This is a genomic window from Emticicia aquatilis, assembly GCF_014644295.1.
Classification (GTDB): domain Bacteria; phylum Bacteroidota; class Bacteroidia; order Cytophagales; family Spirosomataceae; genus Emticicia; species Emticicia aquatilis.
On sequence record NZ_BMKK01000004.1, the window covers coordinates 266,742 to 291,269 of the forward strand.

Below are 24,528 nucleotides of genomic sequence, written 5' to 3' on the forward strand. Positions count from 1 at the left end.
TGCAAAACCATCAAACAAAATAAAAACAAACCTTTCTCCTACTCGCAGTCATTTATTCGACACTAATTGGTGTTGTGCTAATGTTTGTTCCAAATGTTATTTTTCAAACGTATGGCTTTCCAACCATCGACCAAATTTCGCACGAAGTTTTAATTGGCACCGCCAAAAATTTCATATTTTATTCAGGAGCAAATGCTGTTGCACTCGGTGTTTTATACTATCTGTCCATCAAAGGGGCAAACAATAAAACGGTACTTTTAGCGGGTGTAATTGCCTTAGTGATTTGTGGAATCTTTGTCTTTTCCATTTATCACAAACCCCTATTGCCGCATGGATAGATTTATTCATCCGCTTGGGTGGTGGACTTGGTTTCCTCTATTATTATTTTACAGAAAAAGAGTAATTATCAACCTATCTATAACCAAAACCAAAATGAAAACAAACACTTTTATCTTAATCGTAGCAGGATATAGTTTATTACTTGGCTTTCCTGCTGTATTTGCACCAGCAATGGCCCTTGAATATTTCAATGGAACTCCTAACAATCCGAATGAACTTTCGAGTATGAATTACATCGGAGGGTATCAACTTGCTATTGGTTTTCTTGGATTTGTTGTACGTAAGTCTAATGACAAAATCTCACAGCGAGGTTGGCTGTTTGCAACTGCATTTCTCACTTTATATGCCATTATAGTCTTAATAATTAATATCAATTTAAGAGGGATGATTGCTCAAAAAACAATCATTCTTGATATAAGCATTTGGGCAGTTATCGCTCTCGGAGCATTACATTTTTGGAACAAAGAAAAACCTCAAGTGTAGCCTATAGCCTACAATAGCCCGCAAAGAAATTTGTGGGCTTTTTATATTTTCTATGTAATTTTACAGAACATCTAATTTCATTAATCAATGTTCGCAAAGTTCCGTCATTTCTCCTATTTACTCAGTATTTCATTTCTTATCAGTTCTTGTATTTCATCAATTACTCCTAAAAGCACTGCATATATCACAGGTTTTCCTGAAGGTCTCGAAAATGCTTCAAAAAGTAGTTACACCGCAGGAAATGTAGAATTGACTGGCGGAATTTGGTATTTTGAAGATGCACTCATTGGTACTACTGCCAACGATACAAAAAATGAATCTCGTGCAATCAGAATCAGAGAAACAGGCTTTGTTCGCATGAATTATGATATTTTTGGCGTAAAAGAAATCAATATCTCTTATGGTGCATACAATGGCGATGGCGACTCTGAATGGGAATTATATGTTTCTAAAAATAGCGGTTCGTCATGGTCAAAATTTGGTGCTACACAAAAAACTTCTGGTAGCAAACTTTCTACAACCGCCTTCACTATTAATGAATCTGGCAAAATCAGGTTTGAAATCCGTAAGGTTTCGGGCGGGGCAAATCGCCTCAATATTGATGATATTATTATCACCTCGACTGGCGACTCGCCAACAAATTCGACCACTCCTACCCGTGATGATAATTTGGCGATGGGAAATCCGAGCAATGCAGACTCGAAAGATGAAAATAATTATTTGATGATAAAAAAGCAGTATGTCTTATCATATAATCGCAGTAAAGGCACAGCAAATTGGTCAAGTTGGCATCTGAGTATGGCATGGAAAGGTACTACTCAACGTACTGACAATTTCCGTCCCGACCCTGCACTGCCGAGTTCATGGTATAGAGTTGTTACATCAGACTACACCAATTCGGGTTTCGACCGTGGGCATCTTTGCCCATCCGATGACCGTGATGGTAGCTACGAAGATAATGATGAGACTTTTTTGATGACCAATATCGCTCCTCAAGCTCCGAGCAATAACCGTGGACTTTGGGCAGATTTAGAAGAGTATTCACGCAAAATTGCTGCTGCTGGAAATGAGCTTTACATTGTGGCTGGTGTATATGGAAAAGGCGGAACGGGTAGTAACGGAGGTAAAACCAGCACTCTCGATAATGGCAAAGTTGTTGTACCCGAATCTTTTTGGAAAGTGATTGTAATCTTGCCAGTAGGTAGCAATGATATTGCTCGTGTAGATGCACAAACACGTGTTATTGCAGTAAATATCCCCAACAAAGAGAGTGTCGAAGGTACAAAATGGGGAGAATACCGACTCAGCATTGATGATTTAGAGGCATTGACTGGCTATGATTTTTTATCGAATGTACCAAGTGCAATCCAAAAATCGTTAGAATCAAGAAAGGATGCTGGTCCAACTTTAAAAGTTGCCAATTTCAGATATTAGTAGTACAACAAGTTTCCAACTTGTTCAAGCCATATTCAACCCTATGAGAAAACTTTACTTTACTATTTTGCTGACTATCAGCATTTTCCAACAACTCACAGCCCAATTTCTTACTTCATCAAGTTTACCGATTGTGGTAATAAATACCAACGGACTATCCATTGTCGATGAACCTAAGATAAAAACCGATTTCAAAATCTATTATAATGGTCAAGGCAAAAGCAATAATGTCAGCGATAAACCGCATTATGATGGTTTTGCGGGTATCGAATATCGAGGTTCATCTTCTCAAATGTTTCCCAAAAAAAGCATTGGTATTGAATTGTGGAACGAAAAATCTGAATCTATTGAAGCCTCTTTACTCGGAATGCCCAAAGAATCTGACTGGATTTTGTTTGCTTCTTACAACGAAAAAAGTTTCATGCACAACGTACTTACAATGCGAGTGGCCCGTGAAATGGGACTTTATGCTTCTCGTACACAATATGTTGAGGTCATAATAAATAATGTGTATATGGGCGTTTATGTTTTTATGGAAAAAATAAAGCGAGACGAAGGTCGAGTGAATATTGCCAATCTGAAAGAAACCGATTTGACTGGCGATGATATTACGGGCGGTTATATTTTTAAAGTAGATAAAAACACTGGTTCTAATTTGGGGAGTTGGCGGTCGAAATATCCTAACTATTTTGCTACAAACACCTATACAACTTACCTCTATGAATCGCCCAAGACAATTACATCTCAACAAAAAACATATCTAAAAAATTATGTAGATAATGCCGAAAACGCACTTCAATCTGAAAATTACCGAGATAAAACCAATGGATATCGAAAATACATTGATACAAGGTCATTTATTCAACTTTTTTTACTGAATGAGCTTTCAAAAAACGTTGATGGCTATCGAATAAGTACATATTTCTATAAAGATAAAGATAGTAAGGGTGGCAAAATAAAAGCAGGCCCACCGTGGGACTATGACATTACTTACGGTAATGGTAATTATTGTAATGGAGACAATCCATTCGGATTTGCTTACAGATTTAATTACACCTGTCCCGACGACTTTTGGCAAGTACCTTTCTGGTGGGAACGAATGCTCTCCGACTCTGCTTATGTAAAAGAACTCGGCCAAGAATATAGTTTTCAACGAAAATTCGGAACTTTACAAAACGACCGACTCACCAAACACATCGACACACTGACCAATATTCTAAAAGAACCAATCGTTCGTAATTTTCAGAAATGGCCCATTTTAGGCACTTTTGTTTGGCCACAACCAACGCCTTATGCTGGTACGTGGGAGCAAGAAGTAAACGAACTCCGAAATTTTCTTAATCAACGCCTGCAATGGCTTGATAATAATATACAAACTAATTTTGCCATCACAGCCAATGAGCCTCAACTGGCTGAAATAACTATCACTGCTTTTCCAAATCCATTGCTGGAGCGAATAAACATCAATATTCAATCGCTTTTTTCAGAAAAAGCTAATATAAAACTAACAGACAACCTTGGAAAGGTAATTTTTGAAGGGAACGAAATGCTCCAAATTGGTAATAATGACTTTTATATCGAGTTGTCCGAAAAAGAAGTTGTAAGCGGAATAAAAATCTTAACAATAGAGTCAGGCACCAAACGAATTACAAAAAAATTAGTACATCAATAGCCAATTGGGGTGCCTGAGCGAAGTCGAAAGTCCCAATTGACTCCGCTCAGACAACACAAGTTTTAGAACGAAAAATCAAGGTACCCGAGCGAAGTCGAGGGTCATATAAGTATGGTCAATACCATCTTCTACATAATCATGCCCAGTCAGTTCAAAACCGAGTGACTGATAAAATTTTTTTAAATAACTTTGAGCTCCAATCTTAATAGGCTCATTGCCAAACAATTCTATCGTTTTTTCGATTGATTTTTGCATCAAGATTTTACCAATACCTCCACCACGAGCGTGCGAAGATGTAACCACTCGACCGATTGAAGTATAGCCTTCATAATAAACGTTCTTGCCAAAAAGACGTGTGTAAGCTGCCAATCTATTATTTTCATCCCAAACCATAAAATGCCATGCCAGTTGGTCTTTGCCATCAGCATCTACAAATGGGCAATTTTGTTCTACTACAAATACTTCTTGTCTTAAAACCATAATGGCATATAGCTCATCTAAACTCAACTCGTAGAAAGGCACACACTTAATATTCATATAAAATCTGATTTTGAATGAACGAATGAGTGAATGATAGAATATATTTGTACATTGAATCATTCTATCATACATCCATTGTATTTATGCTCATAAATATACATACCCATAATCCTGAAAAACAAGATACACACCAAATAATTTATAACCTTATCGTTCCAGAGACCGATGAAGCCTTAGAAACATTTCCCGATGAAGATGTACCCAGTACTTGGCTTTCAGCGGGTATTCATCCTTGGTACATCAACGAAAATAACCAAAAAGCTCAACTGGACAAACTCGCTAAACTTGCAAAATACCAAGAAATTAAACTCATTGGCGAATGTGGACTTGACCGACTAAAGGGTGCGGCTCTACCTCTACAAGAAGAGGTTTTTATCAAACAAATTCGCATTGCCGAAGAAGTCAAAAAACCACTTATTATACACTGTGTTAAATGCTTCAATGAATTAATTTCAATCAAAAAAATCGTACGCCCGAAAGTACCCATGATTTTGCATGGGTTCAATAATAACTTTCATATCGCACAAGCTATTCTTGAGCGTGGATTCCATATTTCGCTCGGAGCAGCTTTGCTCAATGATAATTCAAATGCGGCCCATCTTTTACCTCAAATTCCACTCGAAAAACTTTTTTTTGAGACCGATGATAAAAATATTTCAATTCAAGAAATCTACGAAAAAGCATCTTTTATTCTAAAAATGCCATTAGATAAACTCATTGATACTATTTTTGCAAATTATTTAGAAATCTGTTCTTAAATGTGGTGCATTATGACTCATATTTAAAGTTTGCTTAATCATAAATCATTAAAACAAAAATGCCCGCTTGGCTCTCTCGCTCCGAATTATTAGTTGGTAAAGAAGGAATCGACCAACTCCAAAATGCCCATGTTTTAGTTGTAGGACTGGGCGGTGTAGGCTCATTTGCCGCCGAATATATTTGTCGTTCAGGTGTGGGTGAAATGACAATCGTTGATGGCGATGTTGTTGACCCAACCAACCGAAACCGTCAATTACCTGCCCTTGCTACCAATCATGGTGTTTCAAAAGCCGATATTATGGCCGAACGTCTAATGGCAATCAATCCAGAATTGAAATTACACGTTGTAAAAGAATTTCTAACGCCTGATAAATGCAAAGAGATTCTCGAAACAAAATTTGATTATGTGATGGATTGCATTGATAGTGTCACACCAAAACTAACTTTACTTTCAACCGCTTACGAAAAAGGGCAAAGAATTGTAAGTTCGATGGGTGCTGGTGGAAAAATCGACCCAACAAAACTCCGTATTACCGATTTGTTTGATACTTACGAGTGCCTTTTTGCTCATTATATCAGAAAACGAGGCAAAAAACTCGGAATAGCCAAAGGTATCAAAGCGGTTTTTTCAATCGAACCAGTAATGAAAGAGTCTTTGATTTTGACCGACGGAACTAACTTCAAACGCTCGGCTTATGGAACAATTTCATATTTACCTGCTGCTTTTGGTGGTGTATGTGCGTCGGTGGTTATACGTGATTTGTTGGGTTATCCAATCGAAATCACCAAACGTCCAGCAAATATTCGTAGAAAAACAGCTCTCAAATCAAAGTCAAAAGATAAAGAATAATAAACAATTTGTGCTAAAACTTTGATATTTGGCACAAATTTTCTTTTAAGCTAAAAAGTCCCCTTTGGGGGATAGAGATTTATGAATGTAGTCATTGATATTGGAAACACTTATGCAAAAATTGGTTTTTTTGAAGAAAATCAACTTTTGGAAGTTCATCGTGGTTTAGAGTTTCAAAAAATTGAAGAACTGCTTTTATTAAATAATGTTAAAAATATCATCATTTCTTCGGTTACGAAAAGTCAATCCGAGCTTGAGGAAATTTTCATAAACCTTAACGCCAATAAGCTATTCTTAAATCCAGAAACGCCAGTTCCGATAAAAAAACACTACGAAACCCCTCAAACCCTCGGTACTGACCGCTTGGCAGGTGCAGTTGGGGCAAATTTCCTGTTTCCAAATCAGAATATTCTTATTATTGATATGGGGACAGCCATCAAATATGATTATGTTTCAAGCATCGGTGCATTTGAGGGGGGCATAATTTCCCCAGGCATGCGAATACGATTTGAAGCACTTCATTCGTTTACTAAAAGATTACCCTTAGTTGAAGCCCATGCAATTCCATCATTAATCGGCAAAAACACCAAAGAGTGTATTCAGAGCGGAGTGGTCAACGGAATTATCGCTGAGGTGAACGGAATGATTGAAAATTATCTAAAACTGGGTGATTGTCAAGTTATATTGTGCGGTGGAGATGCGAGTTTCTTTGAAAGTCAAATAAAAAAGCCGACCTTTGCAGTCGATTTAACAAACGAAGCAAATCAAGTAGCACAGAAAACTACTTTTTCGATAGAAAAAATCCCAAATTTGACCCTGATTGGTCTGAACAGAATTTTACAATACAATGTTGAAAAAAATTAAACTAACTGCTTACCTTTTTATTAGTATTCTGACCATTTCTGAATCTTTCGCACAAAAGGAATCAAGACTTTACGGTAACTCACCATACTCGGCTCTCGGGATTGGAGATATTTTTTCGGGTAGTGCCATTGCCAATGATGCGATGGGCGGAACGGGTCTGAGCTTCGGAAATGGTATCGCAGTAAACACCATTAATCCTGCACTTTTAGCCAAAAACCGTTACGTTGCATTCAATACTGGCCTTAGAGGGCAGTACAAAACGCTTTCAAACGGCACATTATCACAATCTGATTTTGGTATGAACCTTAGCCATATTACCTTGGCTTTTCCAGTAAAAACAAAATGGACTACCGCTATCACGATGCAACCATATTCAGGTGTTGACCACGAAGCTCGTTTTACACAAATCATTGGTGGTACAACTGATAAATCAGTTAGCCATACATACAAAGGTTTAGGTGGGCTTTCAAAAGCAGCTTGGGCAAATGGGGTTTTGTTGGGCAAGAAACTATATTTAGGCGTTGAAACTGGCTACTACTTCGGTAGTTTTAAACGTGATACAACAACCCTACTCTTATTAAGCTCTAACGATATGTACCTTCGTAATTCAGACCGAATTTCAGTAGGTGGATTTGAAATAAAAACAGGTTTTGCTTTTCAACAAAAACTGGCTGAAAAATGGAATTTGAATGTTGGTGGAACTTACGAATTATCAAGCAAGCTTAAAGGAGAACGTATTCGTACATTTTCTACATTGTATGATAATGGAAATGGCCCACAAGTTATCCAAAAACCAGATACTCTTGCAATGTACAATGGTGGCATGACCTTACCTTCAAGATATGCTCTTGGTATCAGCCTCGAAAGCCCTTACAAGTGGACATTTGCTGCCGAATATAGCCGTCAGGACTGGACACAATACCGTAATTTCGATAATAAAGTAGAAAGTAATCTTACCAGCAGCGAAAAAATAGCTTTTGGTGTGGAATACTTACCAAAATATACTTCTACCAAATACTTCAATCAAGTATTCTATCGTGCTGGTTTCCAACAAGTTAAAACACCTTATTTGGTCAATGGTACGCACATCAAAGACAATAGTTTTTCATTAGGACTGTCAACACCATTAGCTTATCGTAGTGTGAGCTACATTGACTTTTCGGTATCAGTCGGAAATCGTGGCGTAATTGGCAATGGCCTTGTAAAAGAAAATTATGTTAAGATGTCACTTGGTTTCTCTTTAATGGATACTCGTTGGTTCTTGAAACCTAAAATTGATTAAAATCTTTGTGGAGCGAATGCGGCTTCCGAGTTTCGCTCATCAACACAAACGTTTTGTCTATAAATATGATTAATTCCTTCAAATACATCATCGAATTTATCTTTTTGCTATTCTTTGCCCTCTTTTTAACTTCTTGTGAAGAAAAAAAGAAAGTTGAAGTTGCTAACAAATACAACGGTCCATTAATGGCCACCGAAAACTTGGTGGTGATGTATAGCGATTCGGGACGAACAACTGTAAAACTCACTACTGCTCGTCAATTAAAGTTTCAGAACGAAGACGAAATTTACCCCAAAGCAGTTTATGTAACTTTCTATGATAAAAATGGCGTTGAGTATTCTTCTCTACGTGGCGATTCTGGGCGATATGAAAAAACTAATGGCCTTTATAAAGTAATGGGTAATGTGTTCTTTTTCAACCGATTACAGCAACAAAGTCTTGCCACTGATGTATTGAATTGGAGTCCACTCAAGAAAAAAGTTTATACCGACCGAAAATTCACCATCAAAACGCCAAAAGAAGAACTACACGGAGTTGGAATGGATGCCGACCAAGATTTTACGCACTATACCATGCGTAGAACAAAAGGTACATTTGCAGTTGACTCGCTCAATTCTCAAACTGATGATGATATAGCTACTGATACTACGAGTTATTAGATAAATGGTTATTAGTTATTGAGAAATTAGTGAATGGTCGTCAATCTTCAACTTTGAGCAATTCCCAAATAGCCAATACTCCAATAACTAATCACCAATTTCCCAGTAACCAATTGAATGTTTACAAAAAAATCATTCTATTTTCTACTTGCTTTCATAAAATTCGCTCTAAATTTGTTGTTCATTTTAAAGGTGAAACAAAACAGTTTTCTATTTTTCGGAAAAGAATAAGATTTTTAGAGCAAATGAGTTATTTTGCTGAAAACAATTCTTTTAAAATACTGATTAATTAAACTAAAGTGGGCTGCGGCCAATCAACCGCTGACTACTCAAAGCCTAATCACGCAAATAAAGCCAGATTTTCATGCTTTCTCACTTATTAATAAAAAATTACGCTCTCATTGAGCATCTCGAACTAAAGCCTGATGCTCATTTCAATATAGTCACTGGCGAAACAGGTGCAGGTAAGTCAATCATGCTCGGGGCAATTGGTCTGTTGTTGGGCAATAGAGCTGATACAAAAACGCTATACAATGAGTCGGAGAAATGTATCATCGAGGGTACATTTGATATGGCAGGTTTCTACATAAAAAATATTTTTGAAGAAGAAGAACTCGACTTCGAAAGCTCATGTATTGTGCGTCGAGAGATTTCTCCGAGCGGAAAATCAAGGGCGTTCATCAACGATACGCCCGTAACACTCGAAACGCTTCGTAAGATTTCATCGCAGTTGATGGATATTCATTCGCAGCACGACTCGATTTTACTTGGCTCAAACGAATACCAACTTCGCATTGTAGATACTTACGCCCAATGTCACGATAAATTGGTTGAGTACCAAGAAAAATACCGTACTTACAAAAAACTGCAAGACGCCTATCAGCAATTACAAATCGAGGCTGACCAAAATAAAAAAGAATTCGACTTCAATAATTTCCAGCTTGAAGAACTCGTAAAGGCTAAACTTGACCCTAACGAACAAGAATTACTCGAGCAAGAACTCAATATTTTAGAACACGCCGAAGAAGTAAAACTTCGCTTAAAGACCGTTTACGAATACCTCAATAATTCGGAACAATCGGTCCTTTCGGTGCTTCAATCAACGGTTAGTTCGTTAAACCCTATTGCCAGCTATTCACCTGATTATCAACAATATAAAGACCGTATTCAGAGTTGTCTATTAGAATTAAAAGACGTTTCTCGAGATATTGAATCGGAAGAAGATAACATCGAGCTTGATGGTCAAAAAATCATTGAGATTCAAGACCGCCTAAATTTACTTTACAAACTCCAACAAAAACACGCTGTCAAATCCAATGGAGAATTGCTCGAAATTCAAGCAATTTTAGAAGAGAAAGTAAGTAAAGTATTAAACCTCAGCGAAAATCTCTCGGCAGCCAAAGAGCGTGTAAATAAAGCTTTCGAGGCCGCAACCAAAGTAGCAGAATCATTATCGAAAGTACGTCAAAAGGTCTTACCAGAAATCGAAAAACGAGTCATTGGCTTGTTGATTGAACTCGGTATGCCAAATGCAATTCTCAAAATTCAGCACCAAAGCATCGCCCTCAACAGCGAAGGTATCGACCAAATTAATTTCTTGTTTAGTGCCAATAAAGGCGTTACACCTCGACAACTAAAAGATGTGGCTTCAGGTGGAGAGTTTTCACGATTGATGCTTGCTATCAAATATGTTTTGGGCGATAAACGCTCATTGCCAACCATTATTTTCGACGAAATTGACACGGGTATTTCGGGCGAAGTAGCCATAAAAGTAGGTAAAATGATGCGAGAAATGGCTCAAAGTATTCAAGTAATTGCCATTACGCACTTGCACCAAATTGCAGGTAGAGGCTCATCGCATTTCTTTGTTTATAAAGATAACTCATCGACCAAAACAGTTAGCCGTATCAAACAGTTAAGTCAAGATGAACGCATTATTGAAATTGCTAAAATGATTGGTGGCGAACACCCTTCAGAAAGTGCAATTCATAGTGCAATCGAAATGCTTGGCATAATACATTAATAATCAAATATTTACACAAAACAAAAGATAAAAATGAAGAATTTATTAGCTGCTTTACTTGTTGTATTTTCATTAGCTTGTACAGATAAATCGGCCGAAGAAGCGGCAAAACTCAAAGAAGAAACTTTCAAAATTCACGATGAAGTAATGCCTATTAGCATGAATCTGGAAGATTTGAAAGCCAACGTAATGAAAAAAGCCGAAGCTGATACAACATTGAAAAAAACAGCTTTAGATATTTCGTTGGCTCTTGATAAAGCCTACAACGACATGGAAACATGGATGCCAAAACTCGGAGAAGCAGCTGATATGAAAGATAGCGAAGAAAAAGTAAAAGCCCTAACGGCATTGAAAGCAGAAGGTGAGCAATTGAAACAGTCAACGCTCGATGCAAAGAAAAAAGCTGAAGAGTTTTTGAAATAAAATCAAATTACAATCTAATAAAGCCTGTAAGTTTAATGCTTATAGGCTTAATTTATATATGAAAAAGTTAATTCCTGTTATACTATTTTGTATCACAACCATTAGTATAATTTCGTGCGAAAATTCTTCTCGCAAATTACCGATTTTGGGCGAACGAGAATTTATCAATGGCGACTCGGTTTATCATACCATTCCTGATTTTTCGTTTACAAATCAAGATAATCAGACCATTACGCACAAAAACTACGAAGGGAAAATCTACATTGCCGATTTCTTCTTCACCACCTGCCCTACTATTTGCCCAATCATGAAAAAGCAAATGTTGAGAGTGTACGAAAAGTTTAAAGAAAATCCCAAAGTTGGTATTTTATCTCATTCTATCGACCCTCGACATGACTCGGTACAAGTACTGAAAGAATATGCCGCTCGATTGGGCGTAAAAAGCAAAATGTGGAATTTCGTAACGGGCGAAAAAGCAAAGATTTACGAAATTGGTGAGAAATCTTATTACGTAACGGCTGGAGAAGACTCAACGGCTGCGGGTGGAATTATTCATAGTGGAGCATTTATTTTAGTAGATACTAAACGTCGAGTAAGAGGTATCTATGACGGCACAAAAGAAACCGACGTGACTAAATTGATAAAAGACATGGAAGTTTTATTAAACGAAAAATAAAATGAGACAACAAATCAGAGATATGAGGTATGATGAAGATAATATACCTCTTATCAAAGAACTTAAAAACATTTATAAATTTATCAAACAATTACTTTCAAAGGTATTTGTACTATTGATTGCGGTTTTATCTTTTACTTCGTGCCAGTCAGAAGAAAAGATAAAATTGGAGCAGTATTATATCGGAGGAAAGGAACTTTACGAACAGAATTGTGCTAATTGCCACCAAAAAGATGGAAAAGGACTTCAAAGCCTTTATCCACCAATTGCAGGCAGTGATTATCTGAAAGATAAAGAAAAGGTTATTTATATTATTAAAAATGGGCTTGCAGGTGAAATTTTGGTTAACGGTAAGAAATATAACCAACCAATGCCCGCCAATAATCAACTTACAAATCTTGACATTGCCGAAGTTGTTACCTACATTTATTACGAATGGAATGGAGAAACTAAAATTACTGATGTAAAAGAAGTTGAGAAAGTTTTAAATAACAAATAAAAAGGAAGTCTTCGCTTGGAGCGAAGACTTCCTTAAAACTCAAACTACCCCACGAATCAAACGAATAGCAATTCCATAAAAGATTACCATTCCTACAAAAATCAATCCCCAAGAAGTAAGAGTTGACTCTTTAAAATATAAAAAGAAGACAGTCCCGACGATTCCGACCCAAAAGAAAAGTTTAGCCATAAAACGTTGATTTTTTCTATTATTTCTTTCCTCTGCTGCTTGTAAACTCGCTTTATTCGAGAAAATACCATTTCCTGCAAAAATGCTTGTTGGATGAATATTTTGTCTAAAATTTCCGCTGGCAAATAAAAAAAGTGAGAGTGCAACTCCCAAGAGCCGAGGCTTATCATACTCATAATCGTTGAGTAAATAATAAAATAATATTAGCCCCAAAGCCGAAAGGTAAGCCGACCAAATCAAACGAATTCGTTTGGCACTTTTGAGTAATAATTCTGCATTAGGCTTTCGGCTATCCAAAAACTGCATCAAAAGTGGCACAATGTAGAAAAACACCACTGCGTACAAGTAGTAATAAAACTTATTCTGATGATTGAGCGAAAACTTGGGTTGCCAATTAATATAAATATAGGCAAACGGAAACATAATAATTGCCAAAATCAGCAATTCAAACGGAATATTTTTTTTCATCGGTGTAGATTATTTTAGTTCACGGTCAATGCTCAACAAGTTTCTATATTAAACTTATTTATTTGAACTCATTGACTTCGTGAAAGCCTTGAAGCATTCTACTTTCCAACGTGCAGACGAATTCTTGGTTTTTCGGCTTGGGTCGCATTAGGCTTAAATTGCATAAACCAAACCATAATTTCGTCCATGACGGTCATATTGAGCGAGTAAAGCACAAACTGACCTTTCTTTACAGAAGCTACTAAATCAGCTTGACGCAACAAATCTAAATGATGCGAAATGCTGGGTTTACTCATATCAAATTTATCGGCAATATCGCCCGCAGTCATATCTCCATCTTTCAGCAATTCTAAAATCTCACGGCGAGTAGCATCATTCAATGCTCTAAATAAATTATTCATAATTTTTCACTTATATCAATTGATAAATACAAATATGAGTTTTCAGATTCAGAAATCCAAATTTTTCATTAAATATTTAGATAATCTTCTAATCAATATATAGTTTGGACTATTACTTTCTTAGAAAAACACAATTTTATAATCATTTTTCTGACATTGGTATATAAATTGTTATATTTGTGAAATCTATTTTATCATTTAAAAAGTCTCCCCTTTAGGGGCTGGGGGTTTATGAAAGTATTAAAATTCGGTGGAACATCGGTCGGAACGGTTGAAAGTATCAATCAGGTTATACAGATTTTACAAGAAAATCTTAACGAAGGACGCAAAATTGCAGTAGTTTATTCGGCCATGGGTGGTGTTACGAATCGCCTAATCGAAATTGGTAAATTGGCCGCTACTTCTGATTTAGAATATTTACAATTATTAAAATCAGTAGAAGACCGTCATTTCGCAGCCGTTAGAGGTTTGATTGATGTTAAAAATCAGAGCAGTGCCATTGCAAAAGTAAAAGGTTTATTAAATGAACTTGAAGATTTACTACGTGGTGTTTTCTTGATAAAAGAACTTTCGGCACGAACAAATGATTTTATTGTGAGTTTTGGTGAAAGACTTTCGACAACAATTGTTACCGAAGCACTCAAAAACAGAGGAATTGATGCCGAATATTTAGATGCTCGCAAAGTAATTAAAACCGACGACCACTTTGGTTATGCCGAAGTAATCGGAGATTTAACTAACGAACTAATAAGAAAGCATTTTGCTCAAACCAATAAACTTCAATGTATTACTGGTTTCATCGGCTCAACGATTGATGGCGTAACAACCACACTCGGCCGTGGCGGTTCTGATTATACAGGTTCAATTTTTGGTGCAGCACTCAACGCAACTGTTATAGAAATCTGGACAGACGTTGATGGAATGCTCACTTCTGACCCTCGCAAAGTAAAAAATGCGTTTACAATTCCGACCATTACTTATGCCGAAGCAATGGAATTATCGCATTTTGGGGCAAAAGTTATCTATCCGCCGAGCCTCACTCCTGCTTTTCAGAAAAACATTCCTTTAAAAATATTAAATACTTTCAATCATCACCACGAAGGTACGCTCGTTAGCAAAACTGCAAGTACTAAAGAATACTCCATCACAGGTATTTCTTCGATTGATGACATTGCTTTGGTCAATGTACAAGGTGGCGGTATGATGGGGGTTGCTGGCGTTTCTGCCAAATTATTTTCAATTTTAGCAGCCAATAAAATCAGCGTTATCTTGATTTCTCAAGCTTCTTCCGAGCATTCAATCTGTTTTGCGGTTGACCCAAAAACTGCTTATGGCGTAAAAGAAATTTTGGAAGAAGGTTTCGCTACCGAAATCTCGCAAGGTTTGGTTGATAATATTTCTATCGAACAAAACCTTTCGGTCATTGCCGTTGTGGGTGAAGGCATGAAATCAAGCACTGGTACTTCGGGAAAACTCTTTACTGTACTCGGCAAAAATGGTATCAATGTAGTAGCCACAGCACAAGGCTCTTCGGAGTTGAATATTTCGGTGGTAATCTACAAAAAAGATATTACAAAAGCTCTCAATGCCATTCACGAAACTTTTTTTCAAGTTGATGGCTTGACGCTTAACTTATATTTAGTTGGTGCAACAGGCTTAATTGGAAGTACGCTTTTAAGACAAATTCAAGAACAAAAAGAATACTTAAAACAACGTAAAAACCTCAACATCAGACTGGTAGGCATCACCAATACAAAAAAAATGTTGTTAGATGAAGGTGGAATTAGTCTCGAAAATTGGAAAGAAGAATTGCTCGAAAAAGGCGAAATTGCCAATATCGGCTCGTTTGTTTCCGATGTACAAGATTTGAATTTACCATACAGCGTTTTTGTCGATTGCACGGCCGATAAAAATATTGTGCAGTATTATTACTCGCTTTTAAGCAGTAGTGTATCAATCGTTACGCCAAATAAGGTTGCCAACTCGGGCAGATATGAACAGTATTTTATGCTCCAGAAAGCCGCCCAAAAACACGGTGTGAAGTTTTTATACGAAACCAATGTTGGGGCTGGTTTACCAATTATCAACACTTTACAAGGTTTGATAACGAGTGGAGATAAAATCAATAAAATTGAAGCGGTTCTTTCGGGAACATTGGCTTATATTTTCAATAACTTTAAGGTTGGCGATAGATTCGTTGACGTAGTGAAAGAAGCCAAAGCAAAAGGCTATACCGAACCAGACCCAAGAGACGATTTGAGTGGCCAGGACGTAGCTCGTAAAATCTTAATATTATCTCGTGAAGCAGGTTTAAAACTTGAACCAGAAGATGTAACAATCATTAATTTATTGAATGATGCTTGTTTGAATGCACCTTCAGTTGATGCTTTTTTTGAAGAACTCGAAAAAGACAATGATCGATTTGAGAAACTTTTGCAAGATGCTCAAGCAAATGATGAAGTGCTACGTTTCATAGCAACCCTCGACAGCGACAACAAAGCCAGCATCGGCCTAAAAACAGTTGGACGCTCGCATCCATTCTTTAATTTAGCTGGTTCTGAAAATATCATTTCGTTCACAACCGAACGCTATAAATACAATCCTTTGGTAGTAAAAGGCCCAGGTGCGGGTGCAGAAGTAACCGCATCAGGTGTGTTTGCTGATATTATGAGTATTAGTAGTTATTTGGTGTAGGAAGCTGAGCCTATCAAAATTTAAATGAAGATTAATTCATTGCCGTCAGTTTTAACTGACGGATACTTATATATAAACAAATTTGACTTTAGTCAAACCTAATATTTAAACTAAAGTCAAATTTGTTCAACTCTTTTACACCAACCCGTCAGCTAAAGCAGACGGCAATCAAATATATTGAGACAATTCTTATCCCATAATTCCTCAATCAACTTACTTCTTCACAAACTTCAAAGAAGCAGAATTTAAGCAATAACGCAAGCCCGTTGGTTTTGGGCCGTCGTCAAAAACGTGACCTAAATGACCTTTACAACGATTGCAAACGACTTCAGTTCTGACCATTCCGTAAGCATTATCGGCACGTTCTTCTACATTACATTCATTGATTGGTTTCCAAAAACTTGGCCAACCAGTTCCAGATTCAAACTTTGTGTCTGATGTAAAAAGTTCCAAATCGCAACCGATACATTTATAAACGCCTTTATCGTGGTTATCCCAATAGATACCTGAAAATGCACGTTCAGTTCCAGCTTTTCTACTTACATAATATTGCTCTTGGCTCAATTGCTTTTTCCACTCAGCGTCAGTTTTCTTGATAACCTCAATTTTGCAATCAGCTTTTTTCGATTTACCATTTTGTGAATAACTCTGACAAGCCAAAAAGACAAATGGCATTAATAACAGCATTATTTTCTTCATAATCTTTTTTTATTTAGAGATGTTTTGTATTAACTACGAATTAAGTAGCAAAAAAGTTTTGAAAAATTGCTTGTTTGGCATCATTTTCTCGTTGTAATTCTGAAAAACCCATCATAAGTGCTACAATATAAAAAATACCAAACGTATATCTTTATCATATTTTGCATGATAAGTGTAAGTTCATGCAAGATTCTACGTAGTAAAGCCCCAGAAAATACGCCAATTCGAGAAAATATTTATACAAAGAAAATTATTTCTACCGCTCGAAATTATACGGGAGTTCCATATAAAAGTGGTGGAAATGACGAAAAAGGGCTCGATTGTTCGGGCTTACTCTGCTTAACATTTAAAGAAATTGGTGTAAAACTGCCTCGAATTTCATGGCAGCAGGCCGAATATTTTCCTGCAATCAATTTACCCAATATTCAAAAAGGCGATTTGGTTTTCTTCGTGACCGTCGGCAAAAACATCAGCCATTCGGGAATTGTTACCGAGGTAAAAAACGAAAATGATATTCGTTTTATTCATGCATCTTCAAGCAAAGGTGTTATTGAAGATAACATGATGACAAATTATTGGAAGTCTCGTTTTGCCAAAGTTTGCCGCCCGCAATACACTGATTTAGCAAAACAATAATTTTCTAAACCACAAATAAGCGATTTTGTCTATTTTTACGTTCTTAATTAGTAAAAACATTTCGCACGAAGGCATGAGAAAATTTTGTTTATTGACCATTGGATTGATTATCAGCAATTTAGCTATTTCGCAGTCGCAATATTTTGGACAAAACAAACCTCGCTATAAAACCTTCGGATTTAAAGTTCTGCAAAGCCCTCACTTCGAGTTATACCATTATTTCAATGAAAACAAGATTCCCAACGACATTGTTGTCAACAGCGAACATTGGTATAGAATTCATCAAGAAGTTTTCAAGCTGGCATTCATTAAGCCAAATCCTTTAATTGTTTACCAAAATCACCCTGATTTTCAAGAAACTACCGCCATTGGTGGACAAATTGGTGAAGGAACAGGTGGCGTAACCGAAGGACTCCGAAATCGAGTAGTAATGCCGATTATGTTTTCCAAACGCCAAACCGACCACGTTTTGGGGCATGAATTGGTTCATGCGTTTCAATATCAGTTAATGACTTCAGGCGACTCCACACAAATTGGCAATATACAGAATCTACCACTTTTTATGGTGGAAGGTTTGGCCGAATATATGTCGTTGGGACGAGTTGACGCCCATACGGCCATGTGGATGCGTGATGCAGTTTTGAGCAACGACATTCCGACAATTAGAGATTTAGTAACCAAAGAATACAAGTATTTTCCGTATCGCTGGGGACAAGCCTTTTGGGCTTATATGACCGCAACTTACGGCGATGATATTATTCGTCCACTTTTCAGAGAAACGGCTAAATATGGCATTGAAGTAGCTTTCACCAGAAACCTCAAAACAAGTATTGATAAATTTTCGGTCAAGTGGAAACAGGCATTGATTGATACTTACACCCCCATGCGAGCAGGCACTTCTATTCAACCGATTGGAAAAGAAATTGCATCTCAACGCAATGCGGGCGAAATGAATATTTCACCGTCAATTAGTCCAGATGGCAAATATGTAGCCTATATTTCATCAAAAAACGTACTTTCACTTGATATTTTTATTGTAGAAACACTTACTGGGCGAATCATTCGTAAGATAGAAAGTAGTTCGTTTGGCTCACACGTTGATTCGTATAGTTTTCTGGAAACCGCAGGAACTTGGTCGCCCGACGGTCAAAAGTTGGCTTTGGTGATTCAAACTAAAGGCCGAAATAAACTCTCAATCATTGATATTGCTAACGGAAACAAAGATAGTTTTGAACTGAAAGAAGTCGATTCGTTTACCAATCCTGCGTGGTCACCCGATGGAAATTCGATTGTAGTTTCGGGGCTGATGAATGGCGAAAGCGATTTGTATTTATATAATTTGAAAGAAAGAACGGTCAAAAATCTCACAAAAGACAATTTTTCGGATTTACAACCAACTTGGTCACCCGATGGTGAATGGATTTATTTTGTTTCGGATAGAGGTAGTAAAAATGCTCGTTTGGAAAAAGCGAGCAATGGAATTTCAAGAATAAACATAGAAACGCTGTCAGTTGAGAATTTTGACTTTTTCCAAGAAGCTGATAATCTCAATCCCTTAATAGCCCCCAATGGAAAAGCCATCTATTTCTTATCCGATGCCGATGGTTTTAGAAACCTTTATCGGTACGATATTATCTCGAAACAAATTGAAAAACTAACCAATTATTTTACTGGTATCAGCGGAATTACGATGTATTCGCCCGCAGTCAGTATTGCTACAAAAACTGGACAGTTGATTTATAACTACTTCCAAAATGGCAAATACAACTTATATTTAGCAAGTTACGGTGCATTTCAGCAACAAGTCGTTGGAAATGAAGTCAATAAATCGGCAGCAAATCTGGCGATTCAAAAAGAAGGACGAGATATTGTTCAGAAAAATTTAGAGCAAAATAACCTTGTAGTTAGAGTTCCAGAAAAGAAATTGAAACTTTTAAACTACCAACCAAAGTTCAAATTAGATTATCTCGGCAGTTCGGGCGTTGGTGTTTCAGCAAGTCGTTGGGGAACTGGCTTGGGCGGAGGCGTAGTTGGACTTTTCAGTGATATGCTTAATCATAATCAATTGGCTGGAGCGGTTTCTATTAATGGTCAAATCCAAGATTTTGGTGGACAACTCATGTACCTTAATCAAAAGAAACCTTTGCAGTGGGGAGTGACTTTTGCACGTATTCCGTACCGCTTTCAAGGAACTTACACCGATAGCACTACAAAAACGGCAAGCTTTTTCAAAAGCAATTATGTGACTGATGCTAAAGTGAAATCATCGCTTGGGGTACCAACAAATGACTCCTTAATTGCCAACAAATATTTAATTAATAGACTGGCTATTAACCAAATAGGCGTATTTGCATTTTATCCACTTAATACTAATCAGCGAATTGAAGGCGGTATCAATGGCAACTGGTATGGCTTTTCGGGCGATGAATATACTGATTACACAACATTTGACCCCACAACTGGTCAAACCTTCGTATTGACGAATAGCACCCGAGAAAGACTTTCGCAATCATATTTAAAATCGCAAGGTTTCAATGCCTTTAGTTTGAGTCAATTATACGTAGCTTTTGTGGGTGATAATACAATTTTTGGAACTACTGCACCAATCAAGGGCTATCGTTATAGATTTGAGGCGGGAAGATATTTTGGTTCAACCAGTTACACCAATGTTTTGGTTGATGCACGAAAATATCAATATGTAAAACCATTCACGATTGCGGGAAGATTCCTCTATAACGGTCGTTTGAATGCCTCGAATCTTGATTATTTGAATCAAATTAATCCTCTATATTTAGGTTTTCCTTGGAACATGCACGGTTTTTATGGAAGTGCACTCACAAAACAGCAAAACTTGGGTCTGATTACGCAAGAAGCCCTGCAAGGCGAACAACTTCTGGTGACAAATCTTGAAGTCAGATTACCACTAACTGGCCCGAAAAAATTGGCTTTGATAGATTTTGCTTACGTACCGAGCGACCTCAACTTTTTCTTTGATAGTGGCATGGTTTGGTCGGCTGATAGAAAAATAGGTGCAGTGCAAGAATACCAAACCCAAAACGAAACTTCAATTAAGCTAAAAGTTGAGCCATTGATAATGACAGGTTTTAGTTTGCGTGTAAATCTGATGGGTTATTTGATTGTAGAGCCATACTTAGCAGTACCAATTTACAATGGAAAACGCCAAAACATGGTTTCGGGAGTAAATTTCTTGATTCCTGGTTGGTAATTTTTTAACAGATAAATTTTGTTGTTCAAACAAAAGATAGCATCTTTGCACCACAACAAAAAACGGGGGTGTAGCTCATCGGACTGGCGTTTCAGCTGGTTAGAGTACTTGGCGAAACGTCGCACCGATGGCATACAAGGGTCATGGGTTATTATGTTTGTAATTTTTGAAAATAGATACGGGGGTGTAGCTCAGCTGGTTAGAGTACTTGCATGGCATGCAAGGGGTCGTGGGTTCGAATCCCATCTCCTCCACTTTGAAGCCTAATAATCAATACGATTATTAGGCTTTTTTATTTTCCAACCTCAAATATTCACAAAAATAACATTCCCTCACTTTAGTAGGTCCCATTTTATCTATCTTCTGAACAAATTAATAATTTTCATTCACTAAAAAACGTTGCTAAAATTACAGACAATCCGTCTGAATTTGTACTTTTGTGTAACATCCAAATAAAATCATGAAAACAAAATTATTTAAGTACTTCATCATCTCCTTTACGTTTGCTTTTGTTACTTGGTCTTGTGATAAATCAACTGTCGAAACACCTCAACCACAGGTTTTGGTGAGTTCTACGCTCGTCAAAGAACTTACAAAAGAACAACTCATTGCAGCACTTGGCTCAAGTCTTGGTGCTCAGGCATCACTTTTTATTAGCTCAGGCGTAAAACAGTACAAAATTGTTTATAAAACTAAAAACACCGATGGCACCGAAATCCAAGCATCAGGTGCATTGATTGTTCCTGTAAAAGCAGGCTCAACAGCGATGTCAATGGTTAGCTATCAACACGGTACAATCTTCGATGACAAGCAAGCACCATCTTATTTCTCGGCCGATGGTGAAGGCACTATTGCTTCAGTTTTAGCTACTATCAACACAGGATACATCGTTGTAGCACCTGACTATATCGGTTATGGTGCATCAAACACCCTTCCGCACACTTATGAGCATCGTGAAGGGCTGGCTTCGGCAAGTTTAGATATGCTTCGTGCAGCCAAAGAAGTAATAACCAAAGAAAAAATCAACTGGAATAATAACTTATTTATTGCAGGGTACTCGGAAGGTGGCTTTGCTACGATGTCGTTACAGAAAAAAATTGAGGAAGAAACAGGTTCGGAATTTAATTTAAAGGCCTCAAGTTGTGGTGCTGGTGCCTATAACAAAACTTTAAGTTTCAAAACTTTGGTTTCTACGCCTTCGAGTGGAAATTCACAGCACAATGCTTCGTATATTTGGGTATTGTTGACTTATGATAGAATCTACAAACTCAATCGTCCAATGACTGATTATTTTGCAGCCGCTTATGCCTCTCAGATTCAGAAAGAACAACAAAATGCTCGTATCTCTGGAAGTTTGATGACAATTTTGAGTGATAAAGTAAAAAAAGGCGTGACAGATGGTACTGATACTGCATTATTGAATGCCGTAAAAGACAACGATGTTTTTGATTGGAAGCCAAAAACGCCAACTCAATTATATCATGGAACTGCCGATACTTATGTTCCGTATTTCAATTCCCAAACGGCATTCGATGCTATGAAAAAACGTGGAGCAACTACCGTTGAGTTAATTCCGATTCAAGGCGGCGACCACGGTACATCAATTCAAAATTACTTACTCGGAACACTTTCTTTCTTTAGTGGCATAAAATGATGAAAATTAAGAATTGATAATGGAGAATTATAAAATTCATTGTCAATTCTCAATTTTTAGTTTTCAATTCTCAATTTTCAATTCTCAATTTCCTATGGCAAACTTACAATCAGGTGTTGTACACACAGTATTTTTTTGGTTAAAAGAAAAAGATAACAAAGAACATCAAGAGGCACTACACGCAGGTTTGAAAGAACTTTCAAAAATTGATTTAATCAAGACTGCTTACGTTGGTCGTCCTGCTAATACCAACCGTGAAGTGATTGATTCTACGTATAGTTTTTCATTAACTTTTGTGTTCGATAATGCCGCCGACCAAGACGCATATCAAGTACACCCTGACCATTATGTATTTATCAACAACTGCTCTTCTCTTTGGGAAAAAGTAGTCGTTTATGATGCCGAAAGTTAATTTTTAACGAAATCTTGCCCAACTTTGCTGTTTTTTTCAGAAATTTGCAGTCCATTACTGCGAACAAGATTCGCATTGTCCTTGATTTCCCATGAAAAAAATACTATTATCTATACTTACATTAGCCTCTTCACTTGCCTATTCTCAGAAGTTAAGTTTTGATGCTAAAGGTATTATAGCCATTTCAGATGCAGATATGGCAGCCTCAGCTTTTGTTGATGGCAAGTTGTTTAAAGAGCGTGGCAACAAAGATTTTATGTCGGTCGTAAAACTTCCGATTGAGAAATATTCTGATGAAATAAAAAGTTTAGTTGTCTCAAACTCGGCTATCAATTCAACAAAAAGTATTGTGGTTTCGCCCAATCATCCGATTGCTTATGTCGTTGAGGCTCGTGGCACAACACCCGAAACAACTACTGAGATTCGTAACCTAAATTCAGAGCTACCAGCAGGTGGTTTTATTTCGGTGGTTGACATCAGCGATTTATCTCAGCCAAAAGTTTTATATAAATTTCCGACTGGCAAAAACCCAACGGCGATTGATATTAGTCCGAACGGAGAATATTTGGCACTTTGCAGTGAAGAATATGGCAAAGAATTGCAGGTTTTAGAGCTTGACCCAACTGGAAAGCCAATCAGAATAATCAATAAACCACAAGATTTTCAGTCAGGAAAAATCACTGATGTAACTTGGCATCCAAACAATAACTTTTTAGCATTCACAATGGAAGAATCGAAAGAAGTTGGATTGCTAAAAGTAACTCGTGATGGCCCAACGACAAAAATTATTCGATTAGATGTAGTAGGCCGAACCCTAAAAGTTGGAAGTTTACCAAGTGCTGGACAATTCACCCCTGATGGTAAGTATTATCTCGTTCCTGATTTAAAATCGAATATTGCAAATAAGTCCGAATTAAGCAGCGATGCTATGGGCGATATGTTTGTCTTGAAATTCAATTTAGAAGGTACAAGTGAGCATTATTTAATCACAAAAACCAAACTCGGCGAAACACCAACAAGTTTTGCAATTAGTCCAGATGGAAGTTTGGTAGCAGTGACAAATGCGAAAAAATCATATTATCCGTGGGAAAATAATGATTCTTCAAAAAAAGCATCCATTTCATTATTAAAACTATCTTCTGATGGTTCTTTAAATAATGTGGCAGAATACGAATTTGACGGAATTTTACCAAAAAATATTGTATTCGACAAATCAGGTGAAAACATTGCCGTAACAGTTTTCGATTATTTTAATTTTGGAAAACATTTCGGAGGAATTGAATTTTGGAAAGTAAAAAACGGAGATAAACCAAGCTTACAAAAACAGGATTTCAAACTTTTCATGCCCCGTGGTTGCCACGGAATTCAAATCGTGAAATAATATTTTCTAATTCGCTCAAAAGCCTTCAAAATTCATTGAAGGCTTTTTTGTTGAAGATAAATCCGTTAGATTTGGATTAATTTTTTTGGATATTAAACTTTTCACGCTGAAGTAAGATTTAATCCCATTATAAAAATCCTGAAAGGATTAAATATGAATAGCCATAGGTGAAACCTATGGTAATAAGAGTTTTTTAAAGTTCAACCCCGAAGGGGTTAAACTTGTTACTCAATATAAACGCCCATAGGTTTCACCTACGGCTATT

23 protein-coding genes and 1 tRNA gene are annotated in these 24,528 nt (G+C 37.0%); 20 read left to right on the forward strand and 4 right to left on the reverse strand.

Features of this window, described 5'->3' with window-relative positions:
• Positions 1–80 precede the first annotated feature (80 nt).
• From IEX65_RS11300 to IEX65_RS11315, 4 genes are all read left to right on the forward strand, one after another.
• Positions 81–338 (forward strand): hypothetical protein, encoded by a 258-nt coding sequence (locus tag IEX65_RS11300; protein WP_188766169.1) that lies wholly within the window; start codon positions 81–83, stop codon positions 336–338.
• A 94-nt stretch (positions 339–432) separates the two neighbouring features.
• On the forward strand, positions 433–822 hold the full coding sequence (locus IEX65_RS11305) for a hypothetical protein (RefSeq protein ID WP_188766170.1): 390 nt from the start codon (positions 433–435) through the stop codon (positions 820–822).
• 87 nt (positions 823–909) lie between these two features.
• Entirely contained in the window at positions 910–2,256 is a 1,347-nt protein-coding gene (locus IEX65_RS11310; RefSeq protein WP_188766171.1) for a DNA/RNA non-specific endonuclease, read from the forward strand.
• 43 nt (positions 2,257–2,299) lie between these two features.
• The gene (locus tag IEX65_RS11315) at positions 2,300–3,928 is read left to right on the forward strand and encodes a CotH kinase family protein (RefSeq protein ID WP_188766172.1); all 1,629 of its coding nucleotides are present in this window, start codon (positions 2,300–2,302) and stop codon (positions 3,926–3,928) included.
• Between the two features lie 75 nt (positions 3,929–4,003).
• Here the strand turns inward: IEX65_RS11315 and IEX65_RS11320 are convergent, their stop codons facing one another.
• Complete coding sequence (locus IEX65_RS11320) at positions 4,004–4,465, reverse strand: GNAT family N-acetyltransferase (RefSeq protein ID WP_188766173.1); 462 nt, start codon at positions 4,463–4,465, stop codon at positions 4,004–4,006.
• An 86-nt stretch (positions 4,466–4,551) separates the two neighbouring features.
• On the opposite strand from IEX65_RS11320, the gene IEX65_RS11325 reads away from it, so the two are divergent.
• The 9 genes from IEX65_RS11325 (at position 4,552) to IEX65_RS11365 (ending at position 12,503) form a co-directional block, all read left to right on the forward strand.
• Entirely contained in the window at positions 4,552–5,226 is a 675-nt protein-coding gene (locus IEX65_RS11325) for a TatD family hydrolase (protein WP_188766174.1), read from the forward strand.
• A gap of 59 nt (positions 5,227–5,285) precedes the next feature.
• On the forward strand, positions 5,286–6,077 hold the full coding sequence (locus tag IEX65_RS11330; protein ID WP_188766175.1) for a tRNA threonylcarbamoyladenosine dehydratase: 792 nt from the start codon (positions 5,286–5,288) through the stop codon (positions 6,075–6,077).
• A gap of 81 nt (positions 6,078–6,158) precedes the next feature.
• A complete protein-coding gene (locus IEX65_RS11335) occupies positions 6,159–6,941 on the forward strand; it encodes a type III pantothenate kinase (RefSeq protein WP_188766176.1) in 783 nt (260 codons plus the stop codon).
• The gene (bamG, locus tag IEX65_RS11340) at positions 6,925–8,223 is read left to right on the forward strand and encodes a BamG family beta-barrel-assembly machinery protein (protein WP_188766177.1); all 1,299 of its coding nucleotides are present in this window, start codon (positions 6,925–6,927) and stop codon (positions 8,221–8,223) included. The genes IEX65_RS11335 and bamG overlap by 17 nt, the downstream gene beginning before the upstream one ends.
• A gap of 65 nt (positions 8,224–8,288) precedes the next feature.
• The gene (gene lptC, locus IEX65_RS11345; RefSeq protein WP_188766178.1) at positions 8,289–8,882 is read left to right on the forward strand and encodes an LPS export ABC transporter periplasmic protein LptC; all 594 of its coding nucleotides are present in this window, start codon (positions 8,289–8,291) and stop codon (positions 8,880–8,882) included.
• A 364-nt stretch (positions 8,883–9,246) separates the two neighbouring features.
• Complete coding sequence (gene recN, locus IEX65_RS11350) at positions 9,247–10,905, forward strand: DNA repair protein RecN (protein WP_188766179.1); 1,659 nt, start codon at positions 9,247–9,249, stop codon at positions 10,903–10,905.
• Between the two features lie 33 nt (positions 10,906–10,938).
• A complete protein-coding gene (locus IEX65_RS11355; protein WP_188766180.1) occupies positions 10,939–11,328 on the forward strand; it encodes a hypothetical protein in 390 nt (129 codons plus the stop codon).
• Between the two features lie 58 nt (positions 11,329–11,386).
• Positions 11,387–12,004: an SCO family protein gene (locus IEX65_RS11360; protein ID WP_188766181.1), complete on the forward strand. Its 618-nt coding sequence runs from the start codon at positions 11,387–11,389 to the stop codon at positions 12,002–12,004.
• Position 12,005: 1 nt separating this feature from the next.
• The gene (locus IEX65_RS11365; RefSeq protein ID WP_188766182.1) at positions 12,006–12,503 is read left to right on the forward strand and encodes a c-type cytochrome; all 498 of its coding nucleotides are present in this window, start codon (positions 12,006–12,008) and stop codon (positions 12,501–12,503) included.
• A gap of 39 nt (positions 12,504–12,542) precedes the next feature.
• Here the strand turns inward: IEX65_RS11365 and IEX65_RS11370 are convergent, their stop codons facing one another.
• Complete coding sequence (locus IEX65_RS11370) at positions 12,543–13,160, reverse strand: hypothetical protein (protein WP_188766183.1); 618 nt, start codon at positions 13,158–13,160, stop codon at positions 12,543–12,545.
• A gap of 98 nt (positions 13,161–13,258) precedes the next feature.
• Entirely contained in the window at positions 13,259–13,561 is a 303-nt protein-coding gene (locus IEX65_RS11375) for an autorepressor SdpR family transcription factor (protein WP_188766184.1), read from the reverse strand.
• 231 nt (positions 13,562–13,792) lie between these two features.
• Here IEX65_RS11375 and thrA point away from each other — a divergent pair, with 231 nt between their 5' ends.
• Positions 13,793–16,255: a bifunctional aspartate kinase/homoserine dehydrogenase I gene (gene thrA / locus IEX65_RS11380; RefSeq protein ID WP_188766185.1), complete on the forward strand. Its 2,463-nt coding sequence runs from the start codon at positions 13,793–13,795 to the stop codon at positions 16,253–16,255.
• Between the two features lie 213 nt (positions 16,256–16,468).
• Here the strand turns inward: thrA and msrB are convergent, their stop codons facing one another.
• Entirely contained in the window at positions 16,469–16,954 is a 486-nt protein-coding gene (msrB, locus tag IEX65_RS11385) for a peptide-methionine (R)-S-oxide reductase MsrB (RefSeq protein ID WP_188766186.1), read from the reverse strand.
• A 165-nt stretch (positions 16,955–17,119) separates the two neighbouring features.
• Here msrB and IEX65_RS11390 point away from each other — a divergent pair, with 165 nt between their 5' ends.
• From IEX65_RS11390 to IEX65_RS11415, 6 genes are all read left to right on the forward strand, one after another.
• Positions 17,120–17,590, forward strand: coding sequence for a C40 family peptidase (locus IEX65_RS11390; RefSeq protein ID WP_188766187.1), 471 nt, complete (start codon positions 17,120–17,122; stop codon positions 17,588–17,590).
• Positions 17,591–17,663: 73 nt separating this feature from the next.
• Positions 17,664–20,816, forward strand: a complete 3,153-nt coding sequence (locus IEX65_RS11395; RefSeq protein ID WP_188766188.1) for a PD40 domain-containing protein — start codon at positions 17,664–17,666, stop codon at positions 20,814–20,816.
• A gap of 180 nt (positions 20,817–20,996) precedes the next feature.
• A tRNA-Ala gene (locus IEX65_RS11400) sits at positions 20,997–21,070 on the forward strand.
• A gap of 206 nt (positions 21,071–21,276) precedes the next feature.
• Positions 21,277–22,470, forward strand: coding sequence for an alpha/beta hydrolase family protein (locus IEX65_RS11405; protein ID WP_188766189.1), 1,194 nt, complete (start codon positions 21,277–21,279; stop codon positions 22,468–22,470).
• Between the two features lie 94 nt (positions 22,471–22,564).
• A complete protein-coding gene (locus tag IEX65_RS11410; protein WP_188766190.1) occupies positions 22,565–22,882 on the forward strand; it encodes a Dabb family protein in 318 nt (105 codons plus the stop codon).
• Positions 22,883–22,973: 91 nt separating this feature from the next.
• On the forward strand, positions 22,974–24,263 hold the full coding sequence (locus IEX65_RS11415) for a lactonase family protein (protein WP_188766191.1): 1,290 nt from the start codon (positions 22,974–22,976) through the stop codon (positions 24,261–24,263).
• Positions 24,264–24,528: the final 265 nt, after the last annotated feature.